15 protein-coding genes are annotated in these 14,896 nt (G+C 71.5%); 14 read left to right on the forward strand and 1 reads right to left on the reverse strand.

Going from position 1 to position 14,896, the window contains the following annotated elements; translation table 11 throughout:
* Positions 1-69 precede the first annotated feature (69 nt).
* The 10 genes from CXQ97_RS07725 (at position 70) to CXQ97_RS07770 (ending at position 10,727) form a co-directional block, all read left to right on the forward strand.
* Entirely contained in the window at positions 70-999 is a 930-nt protein-coding gene (locus tag CXQ97_RS07725; RefSeq protein WP_104180352.1) for a PfkB family carbohydrate kinase, read from the forward strand.
* Between the two features lie 3 nt (positions 1,000-1,002).
* Positions 1,003-2,103 (forward strand): LacI family DNA-binding transcriptional regulator, encoded by a 1,101-nt coding sequence (locus CXQ97_RS07730; RefSeq protein ID WP_104180245.1) that lies wholly within the window; start codon positions 1,003-1,005, stop codon positions 2,101-2,103.
* 102 nt (positions 2,104-2,205) lie between these two features.
* Complete coding sequence (locus tag CXQ97_RS07735; protein ID WP_104180246.1) at positions 2,206-3,051, forward strand: NAD(P)-dependent oxidoreductase; 846 nt, start codon at positions 2,206-2,208, stop codon at positions 3,049-3,051.
* A 65-nt stretch (positions 3,052-3,116) separates the two neighbouring features.
* Positions 3,117-3,566 carry a hypothetical protein gene (locus CXQ97_RS07740; RefSeq protein ID WP_104180247.1) on the forward strand — a complete coding sequence of 150 codons (450 nt, stop codon included), beginning with the start codon at positions 3,117-3,119 and terminating at the stop codon, positions 3,564-3,566.
* A gap of 168 nt (positions 3,567-3,734) precedes the next feature.
* The gene (locus CXQ97_RS07745) at positions 3,735-4,895 is read left to right on the forward strand and encodes an MFS transporter (protein ID WP_306739625.1); all 1,161 of its coding nucleotides are present in this window, start codon (positions 3,735-3,737) and stop codon (positions 4,893-4,895) included.
* An 86-nt stretch (positions 4,896-4,981) separates the two neighbouring features.
* Positions 4,982-5,980, forward strand: a complete 999-nt coding sequence (locus CXQ97_RS07750; RefSeq protein WP_104180249.1) for an acyl-CoA dehydrogenase family protein — start codon at positions 4,982-4,984, stop codon at positions 5,978-5,980.
* Complete coding sequence (locus CXQ97_RS07755) at positions 5,974-7,344, forward strand: bifunctional PIG-L family deacetylase/class I SAM-dependent methyltransferase (protein WP_104180250.1); 1,371 nt, start codon at positions 5,974-5,976, stop codon at positions 7,342-7,344. The genes CXQ97_RS07750 and CXQ97_RS07755 overlap by 7 nt, the downstream gene beginning before the upstream one ends.
* Positions 7,341-8,027 carry a glycosyltransferase family 2 protein gene (locus CXQ97_RS07760; protein ID WP_104180251.1) on the forward strand — a complete coding sequence of 229 codons (687 nt, stop codon included), beginning with the start codon at positions 7,341-7,343 and terminating at the stop codon, positions 8,025-8,027. The genes CXQ97_RS07755 and CXQ97_RS07760 overlap by 4 nt, the downstream gene beginning before the upstream one ends.
* Before the next feature lie 114 nt (positions 8,028-8,141).
* Positions 8,142-9,380, forward strand: coding sequence for a helix-turn-helix domain-containing protein (locus CXQ97_RS07765; RefSeq protein ID WP_181035004.1), 1,239 nt, complete (start codon positions 8,142-8,144; stop codon positions 9,378-9,380).
* A 195-nt stretch (positions 9,381-9,575) separates the two neighbouring features.
* Complete coding sequence (locus tag CXQ97_RS07770) at positions 9,576-10,727, forward strand: ScyD/ScyE family protein (RefSeq protein ID WP_104180253.1); 1,152 nt, start codon at positions 9,576-9,578, stop codon at positions 10,725-10,727.
* A gap of 69 nt (positions 10,728-10,796) precedes the next feature.
* Here CXQ97_RS07770 and CXQ97_RS07775 read toward each other — a convergent pair whose 3' ends face one another.
* Positions 10,797-11,273 carry a PGPGW domain-containing protein gene (locus CXQ97_RS07775; RefSeq protein ID WP_219815385.1) on the reverse strand — a complete coding sequence of 159 codons (477 nt, stop codon included), beginning with the start codon at positions 11,271-11,273 and terminating at the stop codon, positions 10,797-10,799.
* 146 nt (positions 11,274-11,419) lie between these two features.
* Between CXQ97_RS07775 and CXQ97_RS07780 the strand changes: the two genes are divergently transcribed.
* The 4 genes from CXQ97_RS07780 (at position 11,420) to CXQ97_RS07790 (ending at position 14,874) form a co-directional block, all read left to right on the forward strand.
* Positions 11,420-11,680, forward strand: coding sequence for a GlsB/YeaQ/YmgE family stress response membrane protein (locus CXQ97_RS07780; RefSeq protein ID WP_104180255.1), 261 nt, complete (start codon positions 11,420-11,422; stop codon positions 11,678-11,680).
* A gap of 167 nt (positions 11,681-11,847) precedes the next feature.
* The gene (locus tag CXQ97_RS19780) at positions 11,848-13,056 is read left to right on the forward strand and encodes a sigma-E factor regulatory protein RseB domain-containing protein (RefSeq protein WP_181035005.1); all 1,209 of its coding nucleotides are present in this window, start codon (positions 11,848-11,850) and stop codon (positions 13,054-13,056) included.
* A 47-nt stretch (positions 13,057-13,103) separates the two neighbouring features.
* On the forward strand, positions 13,104-14,051 hold the full coding sequence (locus CXQ97_RS19785; RefSeq protein ID WP_258062406.1) for an ABC transporter ATP-binding protein: 948 nt from the start codon (positions 13,104-13,106) through the stop codon (positions 14,049-14,051).
* Complete coding sequence (locus CXQ97_RS07790; RefSeq protein WP_258062407.1) at positions 14,041-14,874, forward strand: ABC transporter permease; 834 nt, start codon at positions 14,041-14,043, stop codon at positions 14,872-14,874. Before CXQ97_RS19785 ends, CXQ97_RS07790 begins: the two co-directional genes overlap by 11 nt.
* Positions 14,875-14,896 lie beyond the last annotated feature (22 nt).

Below are 14,896 nucleotides of genomic sequence, written 5' to 3' on the forward strand. Positions count from 1 at the left end.
CATGACCCCGCCACAGGCCGGGTGCACGGCACCCGGCCTGTGGTCCCTCCCTCGAGCAGCAAGGCACCCATGCGCGTTCTCGGCTTCGGCGACAACATCGTCGACCGCTTCATCGACCGCCGCACGTCGTATCCCGGCGGCAACAGCGTCAACTTCTCCGTCTTCGCGCGGCGCCTCGGGGCCGAGTCCGCGTACCTCGGCGTCTTCGGTGCCGACCGGTTCGGCGGCCTCCTCAAGGAGTCCCTGCTGGCCGAATCCGTGGACATCTCGCGCTCCGTCACCCGCGACGGCCCGAGCGGCTGGACCAACATCCGGCTCGAGGCGGGTGAGCGCCGATTCCTGGAGTGGAACGGCGGAGGGATCACCCTCGCCGAGCCCTTCCGTCCGTCCTCGGAGGACCTCGACTACATGGGCCGGTTCGACGTCGTGCACTCGAGCGTCTACTCCGGCATCGAGGAGCACCTCCCGGCCGTTCGGGCCGCCGTCCCCAGGGTCAGTTTCGACTTCTCCGCCGACGACGACCGACGCTCCGACGCCTACCTCGCCGCCGTGTGCCCCACCGTGGACCTGGGACAGTTCTCCTGCGCCGACCTCAGCGACCGTGACTCGCGGGACCTCCTCCGGACCGCGGTCCGCCACGGCGCAGGGTCCGCACTCGCGACACGGGGGACCGATGGCGCCCTCTTCCTCGACGGCGGCACGTTCCACGAGGGCGGCGCGGAGTTCGTCCCGACGTCGTCGATCGTCGACACGATGGGGTGCGGGGACGCGTACCTCACGGCATTCCTCCTCGACCTGGTGCGGGCCGGATGGTCCCGGAGCCGCCGTGCCGATGCCGGCGACGTCGCGGCCGCGATGCGGACGGCCGCCCGCTACTCCGCGCAACAGTGCACGGTCGAAGGGGCCTTCGGGCGCGGCTGGCCGTTCTCGGATGCGGACCCCGACGCCGCGCGCGCGGCACTGGCCGAACCCGCATCCTCACTCCCTCGTTACCATTAGCCCATGGCGTCCGAGCATCCTCCCAGCAGCGCCCCCACCATCTCCGACGTCGCCGCGGAAGCGGGCGTCGGCCGGGCGACGGCGGCGCGCACGCTGGGCGGCTACGGGTCGGTCAGCGCCGTGGCACGCGAACGCGTCCTCGCCGCGGCGGAGCGCCTCGGATACCGGTCCAACATCCTCGCGCGGAGCATGACCACGGGAGTCACGAACTCCCTCGGCATCGTCGTCGCGGACATCGGCAACACCTTCTTCTCCGGGTTGATCCGTGGCGCATCCGACGCCGCGAGCGCACGGAACCTCGACGTGATCGTCATCAGCACCTATGAGGACCTCGCGGCCGAGCGGCACGCCGTGGGTGTCCTCCTCGACAAGCAGGTGGACGGCATCGTGGTGTCCTCCGCAGCGCTCGGCGCCCCCGAGGCGGAGCACCTCGCCGAGGCGACCCGACGCGGTACGCCGGTCGTCCTGATCGACCGCCTCATCCCCGGGCTGCACCTCGACGCCGTCGTCGTCGACAACCGCGCGGAGGCTCGGCGCGTGACCCGGGCGCTCATCGAGGCGGGCCACCGCCGGATCGGTTTCCTGTGGGGCCCCACCACCGATGCCGCGATCGACACCCTGGACGATCTCCTGACCGTCAACGCGCGCAGCCTGTGGAGCGACGCCGAGCGGCTGCGCGGATACCTGGACGCCCTCCAGGATGCGGGGATCCCCTACTCGCCGGCCCTGGTCACCACGGGGGCGAAGACCGAGGAGGCGGCAGCGAAGGCTGCGCACGCGATGCTCGAGTCGGCGGATCCCCCCACCGCACTCTTCGCGTCGGAGGCGGAGGCCCTGATCGGTGCTCTCCACGCGGTGCAGGGCCTCGGTCTCTCCTACCCCGCGGACATCTCCCTCGTGGGTTTCGACGACACGAGCTGGGCGACGGTCATGCAGCCGCCGCTCACCATGGTCGCCCAGCCCGTCGAGGAGATGGGGCGCCTGGCGGTCGACCAGGTCGCGTCGCGCATCGGCACACCGGAGTACGAGCCGAGGCTGCACATGCTTCCCGCGGAGCTCAGGATCCGCTCGTCCATCGGCCCGCCCCTCCGGGCGCCACGCTAGCGGGCCGCGAACTCCAGCGGGGAGTCTGTCGCCGGCGACACTAGGACCCTCCCCCCATCCGGGACAATGACGGAAGGACACCCACCAGCAACCGGAGGATTCATGAAGATCGCACTGCTCGGCGTCGGACGCATGGGATACGAACTCGGCGTGCACCTCCTGGCTGCCGGCCACGACCTGACCGCCTGGAACCGGACGGCCGCCGCCGTCGCACCGCTGCGCGACGCGGGCGCCCTGCAGGCCGATTCCCCCGAGGACGCCGTCCGGGGCGCCGACGTGGTCATGACGGTCCTCTTCGGACCCGACACGGTACGGACCGTGGTGCTCTCCGGGCTGGAGATCCCCGCCGAAGCCGTGTGGCTGGACGTCACGACGGTCTCCCCCGAGGACGCCCGCGAGTTCGCCGACTACGCCGCCGCAGCCGGCGTCCGCTACGTGCACGGTCCCGTCGTCGGGAGCCTCGCCCCCGCGCGGGCAGGCCGGCTGGGCGTGCTGCTGGGCGGTGCGCCGGAGGACGTCGACGTCGTCGAACCGCTCGCGGCCCTGTGGGCCGATCCCGAGCGCCTCCGCCGCGTCGCCACGCCGTCGGACGCGGCGACCGGCAAGCTGCTCGCCAACCTGGCACTCGGCGTCACGCTGCAGGGCCTCGTGGAGGCGCTGCGCCTCGGCCGTGCGAACGGCCTCGACGCCGCAGCCGTGATGGACCTGCTGAAGGGGACGGGGCTCGGCGTCATCGCCGGCATGAAGGGCCCCGTCATCACCGGCGGGACGTTCGGGGACACGCAGTTCTCCGCCGACCTGCTCGCGAAGGACGCGCGCCTCATGCTGCGCTCCACCCCCGATCCCCTGCCCGCGGTGACCGCCGTCCTGCAGTCCCTCACCGACGCGCAGCGCGCCGGATCCGGCGACGACGACATCGCCGTCATCGCGAAGCCCGAACTGGGCTAGGCACGGCTCCGAGGAAGCAGGGAACTGCTGTCTGAGGGCACGACGGTCTGGGTACGGTACGAAGTATGGCTACAGCTGACACCCCCGGTCCCGACGCAACCCACCAGCGCCCCGCAGGGGTCTCCGACATCACGGTGGAGGCCCTCGGCAAGCTCTCCGAGGCCCTCGAGGTCCTGGAGCACGCCCGCGGCCACCTCTACGGCTTCCACCGCCTCACCGGCACCGCCGACCTCAACCTCTCCGAGGCCGAGGAGCTGTTCCGCAAGGGCGGCCACACCGAGATCGCCGACAGGCTCGCGAGCGAGATCATCGGCCGCAACGTGATCGAGGGGCGGTGGACCTTCCAGATCGTCGAGGACTACGACGACCACTACTACTCCGAGTTCAAGTCCTTCGAGAAGGAGGCCCGCGACGAGCTGGTCGAGGGCAAGCGCCACCTCTTCGAGGCCGAGATGAAGGAGGACCGCCGCACCAAGGGCAAGGAGCACCACGAGGCGCTGCCGCCCGAGGCCTGAGCCCCGCCGTAGGCTCTACCTGTCGGGCTCTCCTCCTGCGTCCGCCGGTACCGCCACGGCCGTCGTCGAAAGGATCGTCCGATCGGAAGTCTCCCCGCGCCCGCGCAGCCCACGGAGTACACCGCGCAGCGGCTGGGACGCGCACGCTTCGCGGTCAGCGCGCTGTTCCTGACGAACGGGGCGATGTTCGCGAACATCCTCCCCCACTACCCGGCCATCAAGGACGGGCTGGAGCTGAGCAACGCCGCGTTCGGCGTCTCGGTCGCGGCGTTCCCCCTCGGAGCGATCACGGCCGGACTCGCCTCGGGGTTCCTCGTCCGCCGGTTCCGGTCCTCCCGCGTCGCGACGGTGGGCACGTGGCTCATCGGCCTGTCGATCCTCCTCGCGGGCATCGCGCCGTCGTGGGCCGTCCTGACGGCCACCCTGTTCCTCGCCGGAGCCATGGACGCCATCACCGACGTGGCACAGAACTCGCACGGCCTGCGGGTCCAGAAGCTGTACAAGCGGTCCATCCTCAACTCGTTCCACGCCGTGTGGAGCATCGGCGCGGTGCTGGGCGGCCTGATGGGTGCGACGGCGGCGGGCCTCGCGATCCCGCGCGGACTGCACCTCTCGGTGTCGTTCGTCCTCTTCAGCGCCCTCACCCTCGTGTGCTACCGCTTCCTCCTGCCCGGCCCCGAGCCGACCGAGGCCCCCGGCTCCTCCCCGTCGAGGGAGCACCCGGGCGACGTCCCGCCGCGCAGGACGGCCCGGCCACGACTGTTCGGTACGGTCGGCATCCTCGCGGCCCTCGTGGTGATCGGCATCGCCGGTGCGCTCGTCGAGGACGCCGGGAGCACCTGGGCGGCCGTCTACCTCACCGGCTCCCTCGACGCGACGCCCACGATCGCGGGCCTCGGCTTCGTGGCCCTCGTGGGCTTCCAGTTCGTGGGCCGCCTGTTCGGGGACCGCCTCGTGGACCGGTTCGGGCAGCGCGCGGTGGCGCAGGCCGGCGGCGCCCTGGCGGCGATCGGCATGGGCGTGGCCCTGCTGTTCCCGTCGATCCCCCTGACGATCCTCGGCTTCGGACTGGCGGGGCTGGGCGTGGCCACGCTCGTGCCGGCGGCGATGCACTCGGCGGACGAACTGCCCGGGCTCCGCGCCGGCACGGGCCTCACCGTGATCAGCTGGCTGCTGCGCCTCGGATTCCTGCTCTCGCCGCCGATCGTCGGTGCCGTCGCCGACGCCTCCGCACTGCGGGTCGGGCTCGTCGTGGTCCCGCTCGCCGGCATCCTGACCCTGCTGGCCTCTCCCGTGCTCCCGAAACGGGTCCCCGTCCGCCGCCTCTGACAGCGCCGCGCCAGCACGACCTCGCAGCATCAGTAGACTGCGGATATGCTGCACTCCGCGCGCCCGTCCCGCACCCCCACCCCCGCGTGACGCCCACGAGCGGGACTGCCGCAACCGATCGCGTCGACCGTGCCCTCGCCCGGGCCGTCGAGCTCGGCACCCGGATACCCCTGCCGGGATCGGGCAGGACCGCCGAGGCGTGGCAGCTCCTCACCGACCTCGCCGCCACCGACCTCACGCTCGCGCGCGTCGTCGAACCGCACCTCGACGCCCTGGCCATCCTCGACCAGGCCGGACTGACCGGGCTCACCACGCCGGGAACCGGGACGTGGGGGGTCTTCGCGGCGGAGGGCCCCGACGTCGTCCTCGAGGCGACGTCCAGCGACGGCGCGTGGACCCTCACCGGGACGAAGCCCTGGTGCTCCCTGGCCGGCTCCCTCGACTCCGCGCTCGTCACCGCCCGGGTGGGCGACGGCGGGCGGCGGGCGTTCGCCGTCGACCTGCGCGCAGAAGGCGTCAGGGCTGAACCAGCGGGGGCCTGGGTCAGCCGCGGGCTCCCGGCGGTGACCAGCTGCCCGGTGCACTTCGACGCCGTGGAGGCCACCCCGGTCGGAGCCACCGATTGGTACCTCACCCGCGACGGCTTCGCCTGGGGCGGCATCGGCGTGGCGGCCTGCTGGTTCGGCGGCGCACTCGGCGTCGCCCGGACCCTGCTCGCCGCGTCGCATCGACGGACGCCCGACCAGATCGCCCTGATGCATCTCGGCCGCGTCGACGCCGCACTCCACGAGACCCGGACACTCCTCGCCACCGCCGCGGACGCCGTCGATTCCGGGCGGGCGAGGGGGCAGGACGGCGCCCTGCTCGCGGCCCGCGTCCGTGCCACGGCCTTCCGCTGTGCCGAGCTGGTGCTCGAGGCGGCCGCTCACGGGCTCGGCCCGGCGCCGCTGGCCTTCGACGAGGACCACGCCGCGCGCGTCGCCGACCTCCATCTCTACGTGCGACAGCATCATGCCGAGCGCGACGACGTCTCGCTCGGCCGACGCGTCCTCGACCGGTCCCGGCAGGGCGCGGCAGCATGGTGAGCTTCACGCACGACGGCGAGGGCACACCGGAGGCGCTCTGGCGCGCGTGGGAACAGGAGCGCGAACCCGGCAACGACCTGCAGGTCGAGGCCCTCTTCGACGGACGGCTGCCCACCCGGTTCCTCCTGCTGGCGGCGCATCCCGACGACGAGACCCTCGGGGCGGGCGCCCTCCTCGCCCGCCTGGCGCGCGAGGGCGTGCGCTGCGACGTCGTCGTCCTCACCGACGGCGACGCATCCCACCCGTCCTCACCCACCTACTCGCCCCACCAGCTCGCCGAGCTGCGGCGCCGCGAGGTGGCGGACGCCGTGCAGGTGCTCGCCCCGGCCGCGCACGTGAGCTTCGAAGGACTGCCCGACGGCAGGCTCCGGCAGGAGGACGTCACCGCGGCGCTCCTGCGCGCCCTCGGCGACGGCGACGACACCCGTACCCTCGTCGCGGCGCCCTGGCGCCAGGACGGCCACCCCGATCACGAGGCCGTCGGCAGGGCGGCGGCGGACGTCTGTCGCGGGCGCGACATCCCCCTGCTCGAGTACCCGATCTGGCTCTGGCACTGGGGCAGCCCCTCCGACCGGACGGCAGAGCTGGATGCACTGTCCCTGCACCGGCTCTCCACCGAGGACCAGGCACGCAAGACGTCGGCCCTCGCCACGCACACCTCGCAGGTCCTGCCGCTGTCGGACGCACCGGGTGACGAGGTGCTGCTCGCACCGGCGGTCCTCGAGCACTTCAGCCGGAACTTCGAGTCCTTCTTCGTCACCGCCGGCTCGTCGACGTTCGAGCGCCTGCATCGCGACACCGCCGATCCCTGGCAGGTCGCCGAGCGCTTCTACGAGCAGCGCAAGCGTGCCCTGACCATGGCCAGCCTGCCGCGGCGCCGGTTCGGCCGGACCCTCGAGGTCGGCTGCTCCGTGGGCGCACTGACACGGGAACTCGCCACCGTCTCGGACAGCCTGCTGGCCCTGGACACCAGCGAGACCGCCGTACGCCGGACCAGTGAGGCGCTCATCATGACCCCCGCCGCCACGGCGCGGCTGGCGACCGTCCCCCGCGACTGGCCTCGCGGGGAGGGGCCCTTCGACCTCGTGGTCCTCTCGGAGACGGGCTACTTCCTCTCCTCCGACCAGCTCGACGAGGTCATCCGCCTCATCCGCGCGTCCCTCGACGACGACGGTGTGCTCCTGCTGTGCCACTGGCGCCACCCGATCGAGGGGTGGGAACTCGACGGCGACGCCGTCCACGACCGCATCCGGCGGACGTCCGGCCTGACGACCCTCGCCCTGCACACCGAGGAGGACTTCGTGCTGGAGGTCCTCGTCCCCGCGCCGGCGCGGTCCGTGGCGCGCCGGGAAGGGCTGCTGTGATCCCCGGCCAGGTGGCCGTCGTCGTCCCGGCCCGCAACGAGGAGGAGTGGCTCCCCGCCTGCCTCACCGCCCTCGACGCCGCGCGGGTCCACCTCCTCCGGACCATCCCCCGCGTCCTCGTGACCGTGACCGTGGTCCTGGACCGCTGCACCGACCGTTCCGCGAGCGCGGCGCGGAGCGTCCCCGGGGTCTCCGTCCTCGCCGGCGACTTCGGGTCCGTCGGGGCGGCCCGCGACGTGGGTGTCCGCTTCGCCCTGGCACGCTCCCGCAGTTCGCCCGAGCGGACCTGGATCGCCAACACCGACGCCGATACGCTGGTCCCGCGTGACTGGCTCGTGCGGCACCACCGGCTGGGCAGCGGCCACGATCTCGTGCTGGGAACCGTCCGTCCGACGATCACCGCGGACAACGCGCAGCGCCTCCAGCTGTGGTCGAACGCGTACGTGCCCGACGACGGACACCACCACGTCCACGGGGCGAACCTCGGGATCCGGGGAAGCACCTACCAGAAGCTCGGGGGATTCCGACCGCTGGCCCAGGACGAGGACGTCGATCTGGCAGCCCGGGCGAAGGCCGGCGGAAGCGCATGGACCGCTTCGGGGACCGTCGCGGTGACGACGTCCTCCCGCACGACCGGCCGCGTCCCCGCGGGGTTCTCCACCTATCTGCGCGGACTCTGCTGATCGGGATCGGCGACGCTTTCCCGAATGTCCGCGGCATCTGCTAGAAAATATAGGTCACGCAACGAACCCTGCAGAGTGGATCGTCGGGACCACATCTATGGGGGACGTGAAAGCATGCGATTCGGGGACATGCTGCGCCAGGCGCGCAGTGCCAAAGGACTCACCCAGGCCGAACTGGGTGCCGGGGTGTACTCCGATCATTTCATCTCGCTGCTGGAGCGGGGACTGCGCCAGCCGACACCGGACATGGTGCAGCACTTCGCCACGCAACTGGGCATGGCCGTGCAGACCCTGAACTGGTGGGTCGAGCGGCCGAGTGCCGAGGACCAGCCGGCCCTCACCACCGCGATGTTCGCCGCCAACTACGCCCGCGACATGCACGACGACGCCCTGGCGGCGTCCGAGGCCGAGTACGCGGCCGACATCGCCTTCGAGCAGCGCAATGGGCCCGCCTGGTGGGACATGTCGATGCTCCACGCACAGTCGCTGATCGCCCTGCGGCGGCTCGACGAGGCCGAGGCGGTCCTGCTGCAGATGGAGAAGCCCTCGCTGATGGTCGCGTCCGCCGAACTGCGGTCCGTCGTCCAGGGGCGTCTCTCCACCATCGCGCGCGCCTCGGGACGGCTCCTCGACGCCCTCGAGCTCGCTCGCCGGTCCGCCGAATCCGCGGCGGAACTGCCGGAACAGTCACCGGCCCGCCTCCAGGCCGCGTTCATCCTCATCGCCGCACTGTCCGTCAAGGGCGACCTCGACGAGGCGTGGGACGTGGCGACGGGTCTCGACGTCGTCGAGGGCGCCCCGTTCGTGCCGTCCCTCCTGATCGCGCGCGGAGCATGGGCCATCGGCAACGTGGCCTTCCGCCGCGGCGAGGTGGAGGTGGGGCAGGAGCAGCACGCCCTTGCCGCCAGACTGCTGCTGCCGCAGTCCGACCTCGTCACGTGGGCCGAGTTCCACCGCGCGAGTGCCAGCCTCAAGATGCAGGCCGGGATCGTGGACGAGTCCGTCCGCGAATCCCTGGGCAAGGCCGAGCTGGGGCTGCGGCTCGTCGGCAGCCCCAGCCACCGCTCCGAGCTCACCCTCGTCCAGGCCCGCTTCGCGCTGCTGAGCGAGGACCTCGGGGAAGCGAAGGAGCTGCTCGACGCCGTCGACGGGCAGCGCACCCTGCTCGACTTCGAATCGATCACCGAGCTCGAGGACTGTCTCGGCCAGTACCACGCCGCGGCCGGCGCCCCGTCGCTGGCCGCCCGCCACCTCGCCGAAGCGGCACGCCTCTACTCGGACGCCGGTGCGGAGGAGAAGGCCCGCGAGCTGACGGAGCAGATCCGGGCACTGAAGGGCCGAGGGGTGCGCTAGGTCTCCTTCGCCCCGGACGACGGCAATTTCGCGCCGCGGTCGTGGACACCCCCTGAAGGCCGGTCCTACGCTTGAACCGCGCGCCGGCCCCGGGGGACTTCGAGGCCCGTGCGGGTAGTACGGCGGCGCTGCCGCCCCTCGGTGCTGGGCCGGTCTGAGCGTCTCAACGATCCCTCGCACCCAAGGACAGCAACCATGAAGGGTTCACGCACGTCCATCGCGGCAGCGGCTCTCGCCGTCGCCCTCACCTCCTCCGCCGCCATCGCAACCGCAGTGCCCTCCGCCGCCACCTACGGGCACGGCGACCCGGAGGTCACCGCGGGAGAGTCGGTCGATCTCGCGACCGGCCTCCTGTCCCCGCTCCGGGTGGCCGTCGGCCGCGACGACACCGCCTACGTCTCGCAGAACTTCGCCGGCCTGCTCACCAGCGTCGATCGCGACGGCGGGACCGCCACGCTGGTCGAACGCCCCGGTATCGAGATCGGTGGGGTCTCCACCCGGTACGGCGACGTCTACTACACCGAGAGCGCGGGCGGACCCGGCAGCACGGACCCGTTCGTCGCCAACGTCAGCGTCCTCGAGGACGGCGAGACCCGCGTGATCGCCGACTTCGCCGCGCTGGAGACCGAGAACAACTACGACGGCGACAACGAGTACGGGTTCCAGGACCTGCCCGAGGCCTGCGCGGCCGAACTCCCCGCCGACCTCCGCGAGTTCCTGCTGCCCCGCGGCGGCGAGGTCTACTCGCACCCGTTCGCGACGGCGGTGTCCGACCGGGGCCGTTACGTGTACGTGGCGGACGCCGGGGCCAACGTCATCTGGACGGTGGACACCCGGCGCGACGACATCGAAGCGACGGTCCTCGAGCCCGTGCCCACACTGGCCACGGAAGAGCTCCTCGCCTCCCTCGAGGGCCAGGGCATCAACCTGCCCGACTGCGTCCTCGGCTACACGTTCAACTCCGAGCCCGTGCCCACGGACATCGAGTTCGGGCCGGACGGGCTGCTGTACCTGACGTCGCTGCCAGGCGTCCCGGAGGATCCGACGCTCGGTTCGGTGCGCAGCTTCGACCCGGACTCGGGCGATATCGACGTCGTCGTCTCCGGTCTGACCTCGCCCACCGGGCTGGCGTTCGACCGCCATGGCAACCTCTTCGTCGCCGAACTCTTCGCCAACAGGATCTCCATCATCCCGGCGGGGACGGACGAGGCGGAACTCTTCGCCGAAGCCGTCCAGCCGGCGGACGTCGAGGTCGACGACGAGTACCTGTACTCGACCAGGAACGCCCTGTCGGAGGAAGCGGGCGGAACGCTCGTGCGCACCGCGCTGGACTACGACTGGGACTGACACCCTGCAGGAACGACGACGACGCGTCCCGCACGGGGCGCGTCGTCGTCGTGTGCTCCCGTCGGTCCGTCAGTGCCGGAAGCGGCGGATGCTGTAGACGATGAACACGGCGGCCAGTACGCCGGAGAGGATCAGGCTCGACCCGACGCTCCAGCCACCGGTGAGCCACCAGCGCTCGTCGAGCGGCCACCAGGCGGGGCTCGGCGGGTTCACACCCCACAACACGCCGAGCAGGATCAGGACGAGGGCACCGGCGAAGCTGAGCACGATGGCACGCTTGGTCCTCACGCCCTGCGCGGCGGCAGCGAAGGCCTTCTCCTTGACGGGCTTCAGCCAGCGCCTCGCCCACTCGTACTGCTGTGCGAGGACGGCGAGGCCTGCCACGAGGGCCAGCAGGCCCGGGCCGGGAAGCACGAGGGCGGCCAGCCCGATGAGCACGAGCAGCCAGCCGACCACCAGCCCGAGAATCCGGCGTGCACCGCGCGGCCGGCTGCGTCCGGCGGATCGGGCACCCCGGGCAGCACCGGGTCGATCGTTCCGCTCCATCAACAATTCCTCGCTCGGCATGGCATTCCTCTATCGTTGAACCGATCGACGGTCCTGGCAACGCCCGATGCACGGAGGCGGGTTGCTTGCCACCGGGACCCACAGACTTCCCGCGCGGAGCGCGGCCTCTTCCAAGGAGATTCATCATGATCGGTTTCATCATCGCGGGACTCGTCATCGGCGCCCTCGCGCGGCTCATCAAGCCCGGCAAGCAGAACCTCGGGCTCATCGCCACCCTGCTGCTCGGGCTCGTCGGCTCCGTCATCGGCGGCCTGATCGCGAGCCTCCTCGGGACGGGGGACATCTTCGAGCTGAACGTCCTCGGCTTCATCGTGTCCGTCATCGCCGCCGTGCTGCTGATCGGCGTCGCCGAGACGGTCGCCGGCCGTCGCCGCGTCACGCGCTAGGTCTTCCGGCTTCAGGGGAAGGGGCGGCTCCGGCCGCCCCTTTTTCGCGTGTCGGCGGCACGCCTCACCGGTGCCGCTCGTTCTCCGAAGTACACGTGCCCAACGCCCAGCTTGCAGGTGTAGCCTTGGCGTCAGATGGGGCACAAATCCGTTCGGAAGGCTCAATCATGAACAAGAACTGGCGCTGGCTCCCGGCCGGCATCGTCCCAGTCGTCATCGTCACTGCCGCCGTGAGCGGCTCCGCCGTCGCCGAAGCCCAACCGCAACTGCCCGCGAAGACCGCGCAGGAACTGCTCGAGTTCGTGGCCACCAGCACCGACGACGCCTACTCGGGCACCGTCGAGCAGTCGTCCGACCTCGGCCTCCCCGATATCAGCATGGCCACTCCCCCGGGCCGCACGTCCAGCTCCGATCCCACCTCCACCGCCCTCGAGCTCCTGACCGCCGACCACACCGCACAGGTGTACGTCGACGGGACGGAGAAGGCACGGGTCCAGGTGCTCGACCAGCTCGCGCAGCGCGACGTCGTCATCAACGGGAACGACGCCTGGTACTACGACTCCGAGTCCAACGAGGCCACGCACGCCGCCCTCCCCGACAAGGACGCCGTGAAGGCGGACCTCGAGGCGAAGCTGCAGGAGAAGGCCGCCGAGCACCCCGAGCTCCTGAACCTCCCCCGGACACCTGCCGAGGTCGCCGAGGTGTTCCTCGCACGGATCGACCCCAGCACCGAGGTGCAGGTCGAGGGTACGAGCCGCGTCGCGGGACGCAGCGCCTACGAGCTCGTCCTCACCCCCGAGGACGATGCCACCCTGATCGGCTCCATCTCCGTCAGCGTCGACTCCGAGACCGGCGTCCCCCTGAACGTCACGGTCCTGGCGAAGGGCCAGGAGGAGGCCGCGTTCTCCGCCGGCTTCAGCGCGGTGGACTTCAGCACCCCGGACGCCGATGTCTTCGCGTTCACCCCGCCGGCAGGTGCCACCGTCACCGAGGCTCCCACCGCCGACGAGGTGAAGGCGGAGCTCGAGGCCAAGCAGGACCTCGCCCGGACTCCGGCCGAGGCACCCCAGCAGCCGACGGTCATCGGCGAGGGCTGGAGCACGATCGTCGAACTACCTGCCGGCACCGCAGCGGGACTGGGACTCGATGCCGCCGCGGGGAACGCCGCCGGCATGGGCGACATCATGGAGATCAAGCCGGGCATGGATCCCGAGGAGGTCGCAGGCGCCCAGGCCCTCCTGGAGCAGGCCCTCACCGACGTCGACGGCGGGAAGGCACTCCAGACGTCGCTCGTCTCGGTGCTCGTCACCGACGACGGCCGGATCCTCGCAGGCGCCGTCGGCGTCGACCAGCTCGTCGCTGCCTCCCGGCAGTGATCGCAGGAGTACCCGCGGAGTCCGCACAGGCCGTGCGGACTCCGCCGGTGAGCGCCCGTGAGTTCGCGATCGAGACACGCGGGCTGACCAAGGTCTTCGGCAGGCAGCGGGCCGTCGACGGTGTCGATCTCGCCGTCCCCCGCGGCACGGTGTTCGGGTTCCTCGGGCCCAACGGGTCGGGCAAGACCACCACCATCCGCATGCTCCTCGGCCTCGCCGCGGCGACCAGCGGCGAGATCCGGTTGCTCGACGGCGCCATGCCGAAGGACACCCGCTCCGTCCTGCCGCGCGTGGGAGCACTCGTCGAAGGGCCTGCCATCTATCCCTTCCTCTCGGGGCGCGCGAACCTCCAGCGCTTCGACGCGGCCGACCGCCACACGTCGCCCGCCACCCGGAATGCCCGCGTCGATGCCGCCCTCGAACGCGTGGGCCTCGGCCACGCGGCGAAGAAGCGGGCCCACGCCTACTCGCTCGGCATGAAGCAGCGCCTGGGCATCGCCAACGCGCTGCTCGCGCCGCGCGATCTGCTGATCCTCGACGAACCCACCAACGGGCTCGACCCGCAGGGCACGCGCGAGGTCCGCAACCTCATCAGGTCCCTGTCCGACGACGGCACCACGATCTTCGTCTCCAGCCACCTGCTCGCCGAGGTGGAGCAGATGTGCACCATGATCGCGGTCATGAGCGCGGGCCGGCTCGTGGCGCAGGGCACCCTCGACGAACTCCGCTCCGCCGGCACCGCGCGGGTCCGCATCACCACGCCCGACCATGCCGACGCCCACCACGTCCTCGCCGGGCTCGGGCTCGTCCCCGAGATCCACGGGCGCGACGACGTCATCACCGCCGAACTCTCCGTGCCCGGCCTCCAGCCCGAGACGGTGAACGCAGCCCTCGTCCGCGCCGACGTGCGCGTCCGGGGTTTCGAGGCGAGCGGCGCGTCCCTCGAGGACCGGTTCGTCGCACTCACGGGAGAGGGGTTCGACGTTGCCGGCTGACGTCTCGCTCGGACTGACCCTCGTGGTCTCGGAGATCACCGTACTGTTCCGCAGGTTGCGCACCTGGGCGATGATCGGCGCCCTGGCGCTGATCCCGATCCTCATCGCCGTCGTCGTCCGTGTCTCCTCCGACGGGTCGGCCAGCGGCCGCGGCCCGGCGTTCCTCGACAGCATCACGCAGAACGGGTTGTTCGTCTCGCTGACGGCGCTCACCGTCGCCATCCCCCTGTTCCTGCCGCTGACCATCGGCGTCGTCGCGGGCGACACGATCGCCGGCGAGGCCAACCTCGGGACGCTGCGCTACCTGCTCGTGGCGCCTGCAGGCCGGGTGCGGCTGCTGCTCGTGAAGTACGCGGGGGCGGCACTGTTCTGCTTCGTGGCGACCCTGACCGTCGTGGTCACGGGCGCGATCATCGGGGCGCTGCTGTTCCCCGTGGGGCCCGTGACGCTGCTGTCCGGGGACACCGTGGGCATCGTCGGCTACTTCGGGCGGCTGCTGCTGCTCGCGCTGTACGTGACGGTGTCGCTGCTGGGCCTCAGCGCCATCGGGCTGTTCATCTCGACGCTGACGACCATCCCGGTGGGCGCCATGGCCGCGACGGCCGCACTGGCCGCGGTGTCGCAGATCCTGGGTGCCCTGCCGCAGCTCGAGTGGCTGCACCCGTGGCTGTTCACCAACTACTGGCTCGGCTTCGGGGACCTGCTGCGGCAGCCGATCGTGTGGAACTCGTTCGCGGACAACGCGCTGCTGCAGTCCGGCTACATCGCCGTGTTCGGCGCGCTGGCGTACGGGCGGTTCAGCACGAAGGACATCCTGAGCTGATCCCGAATGGCCCTGCCTACTT

Source organism: Arthrobacter sp. B0490, from assembly GCF_002929355.1.
Lineage (GTDB): Bacteria > Actinomycetota > Actinomycetes > Actinomycetales > Micrococcaceae > Arthrobacter_D.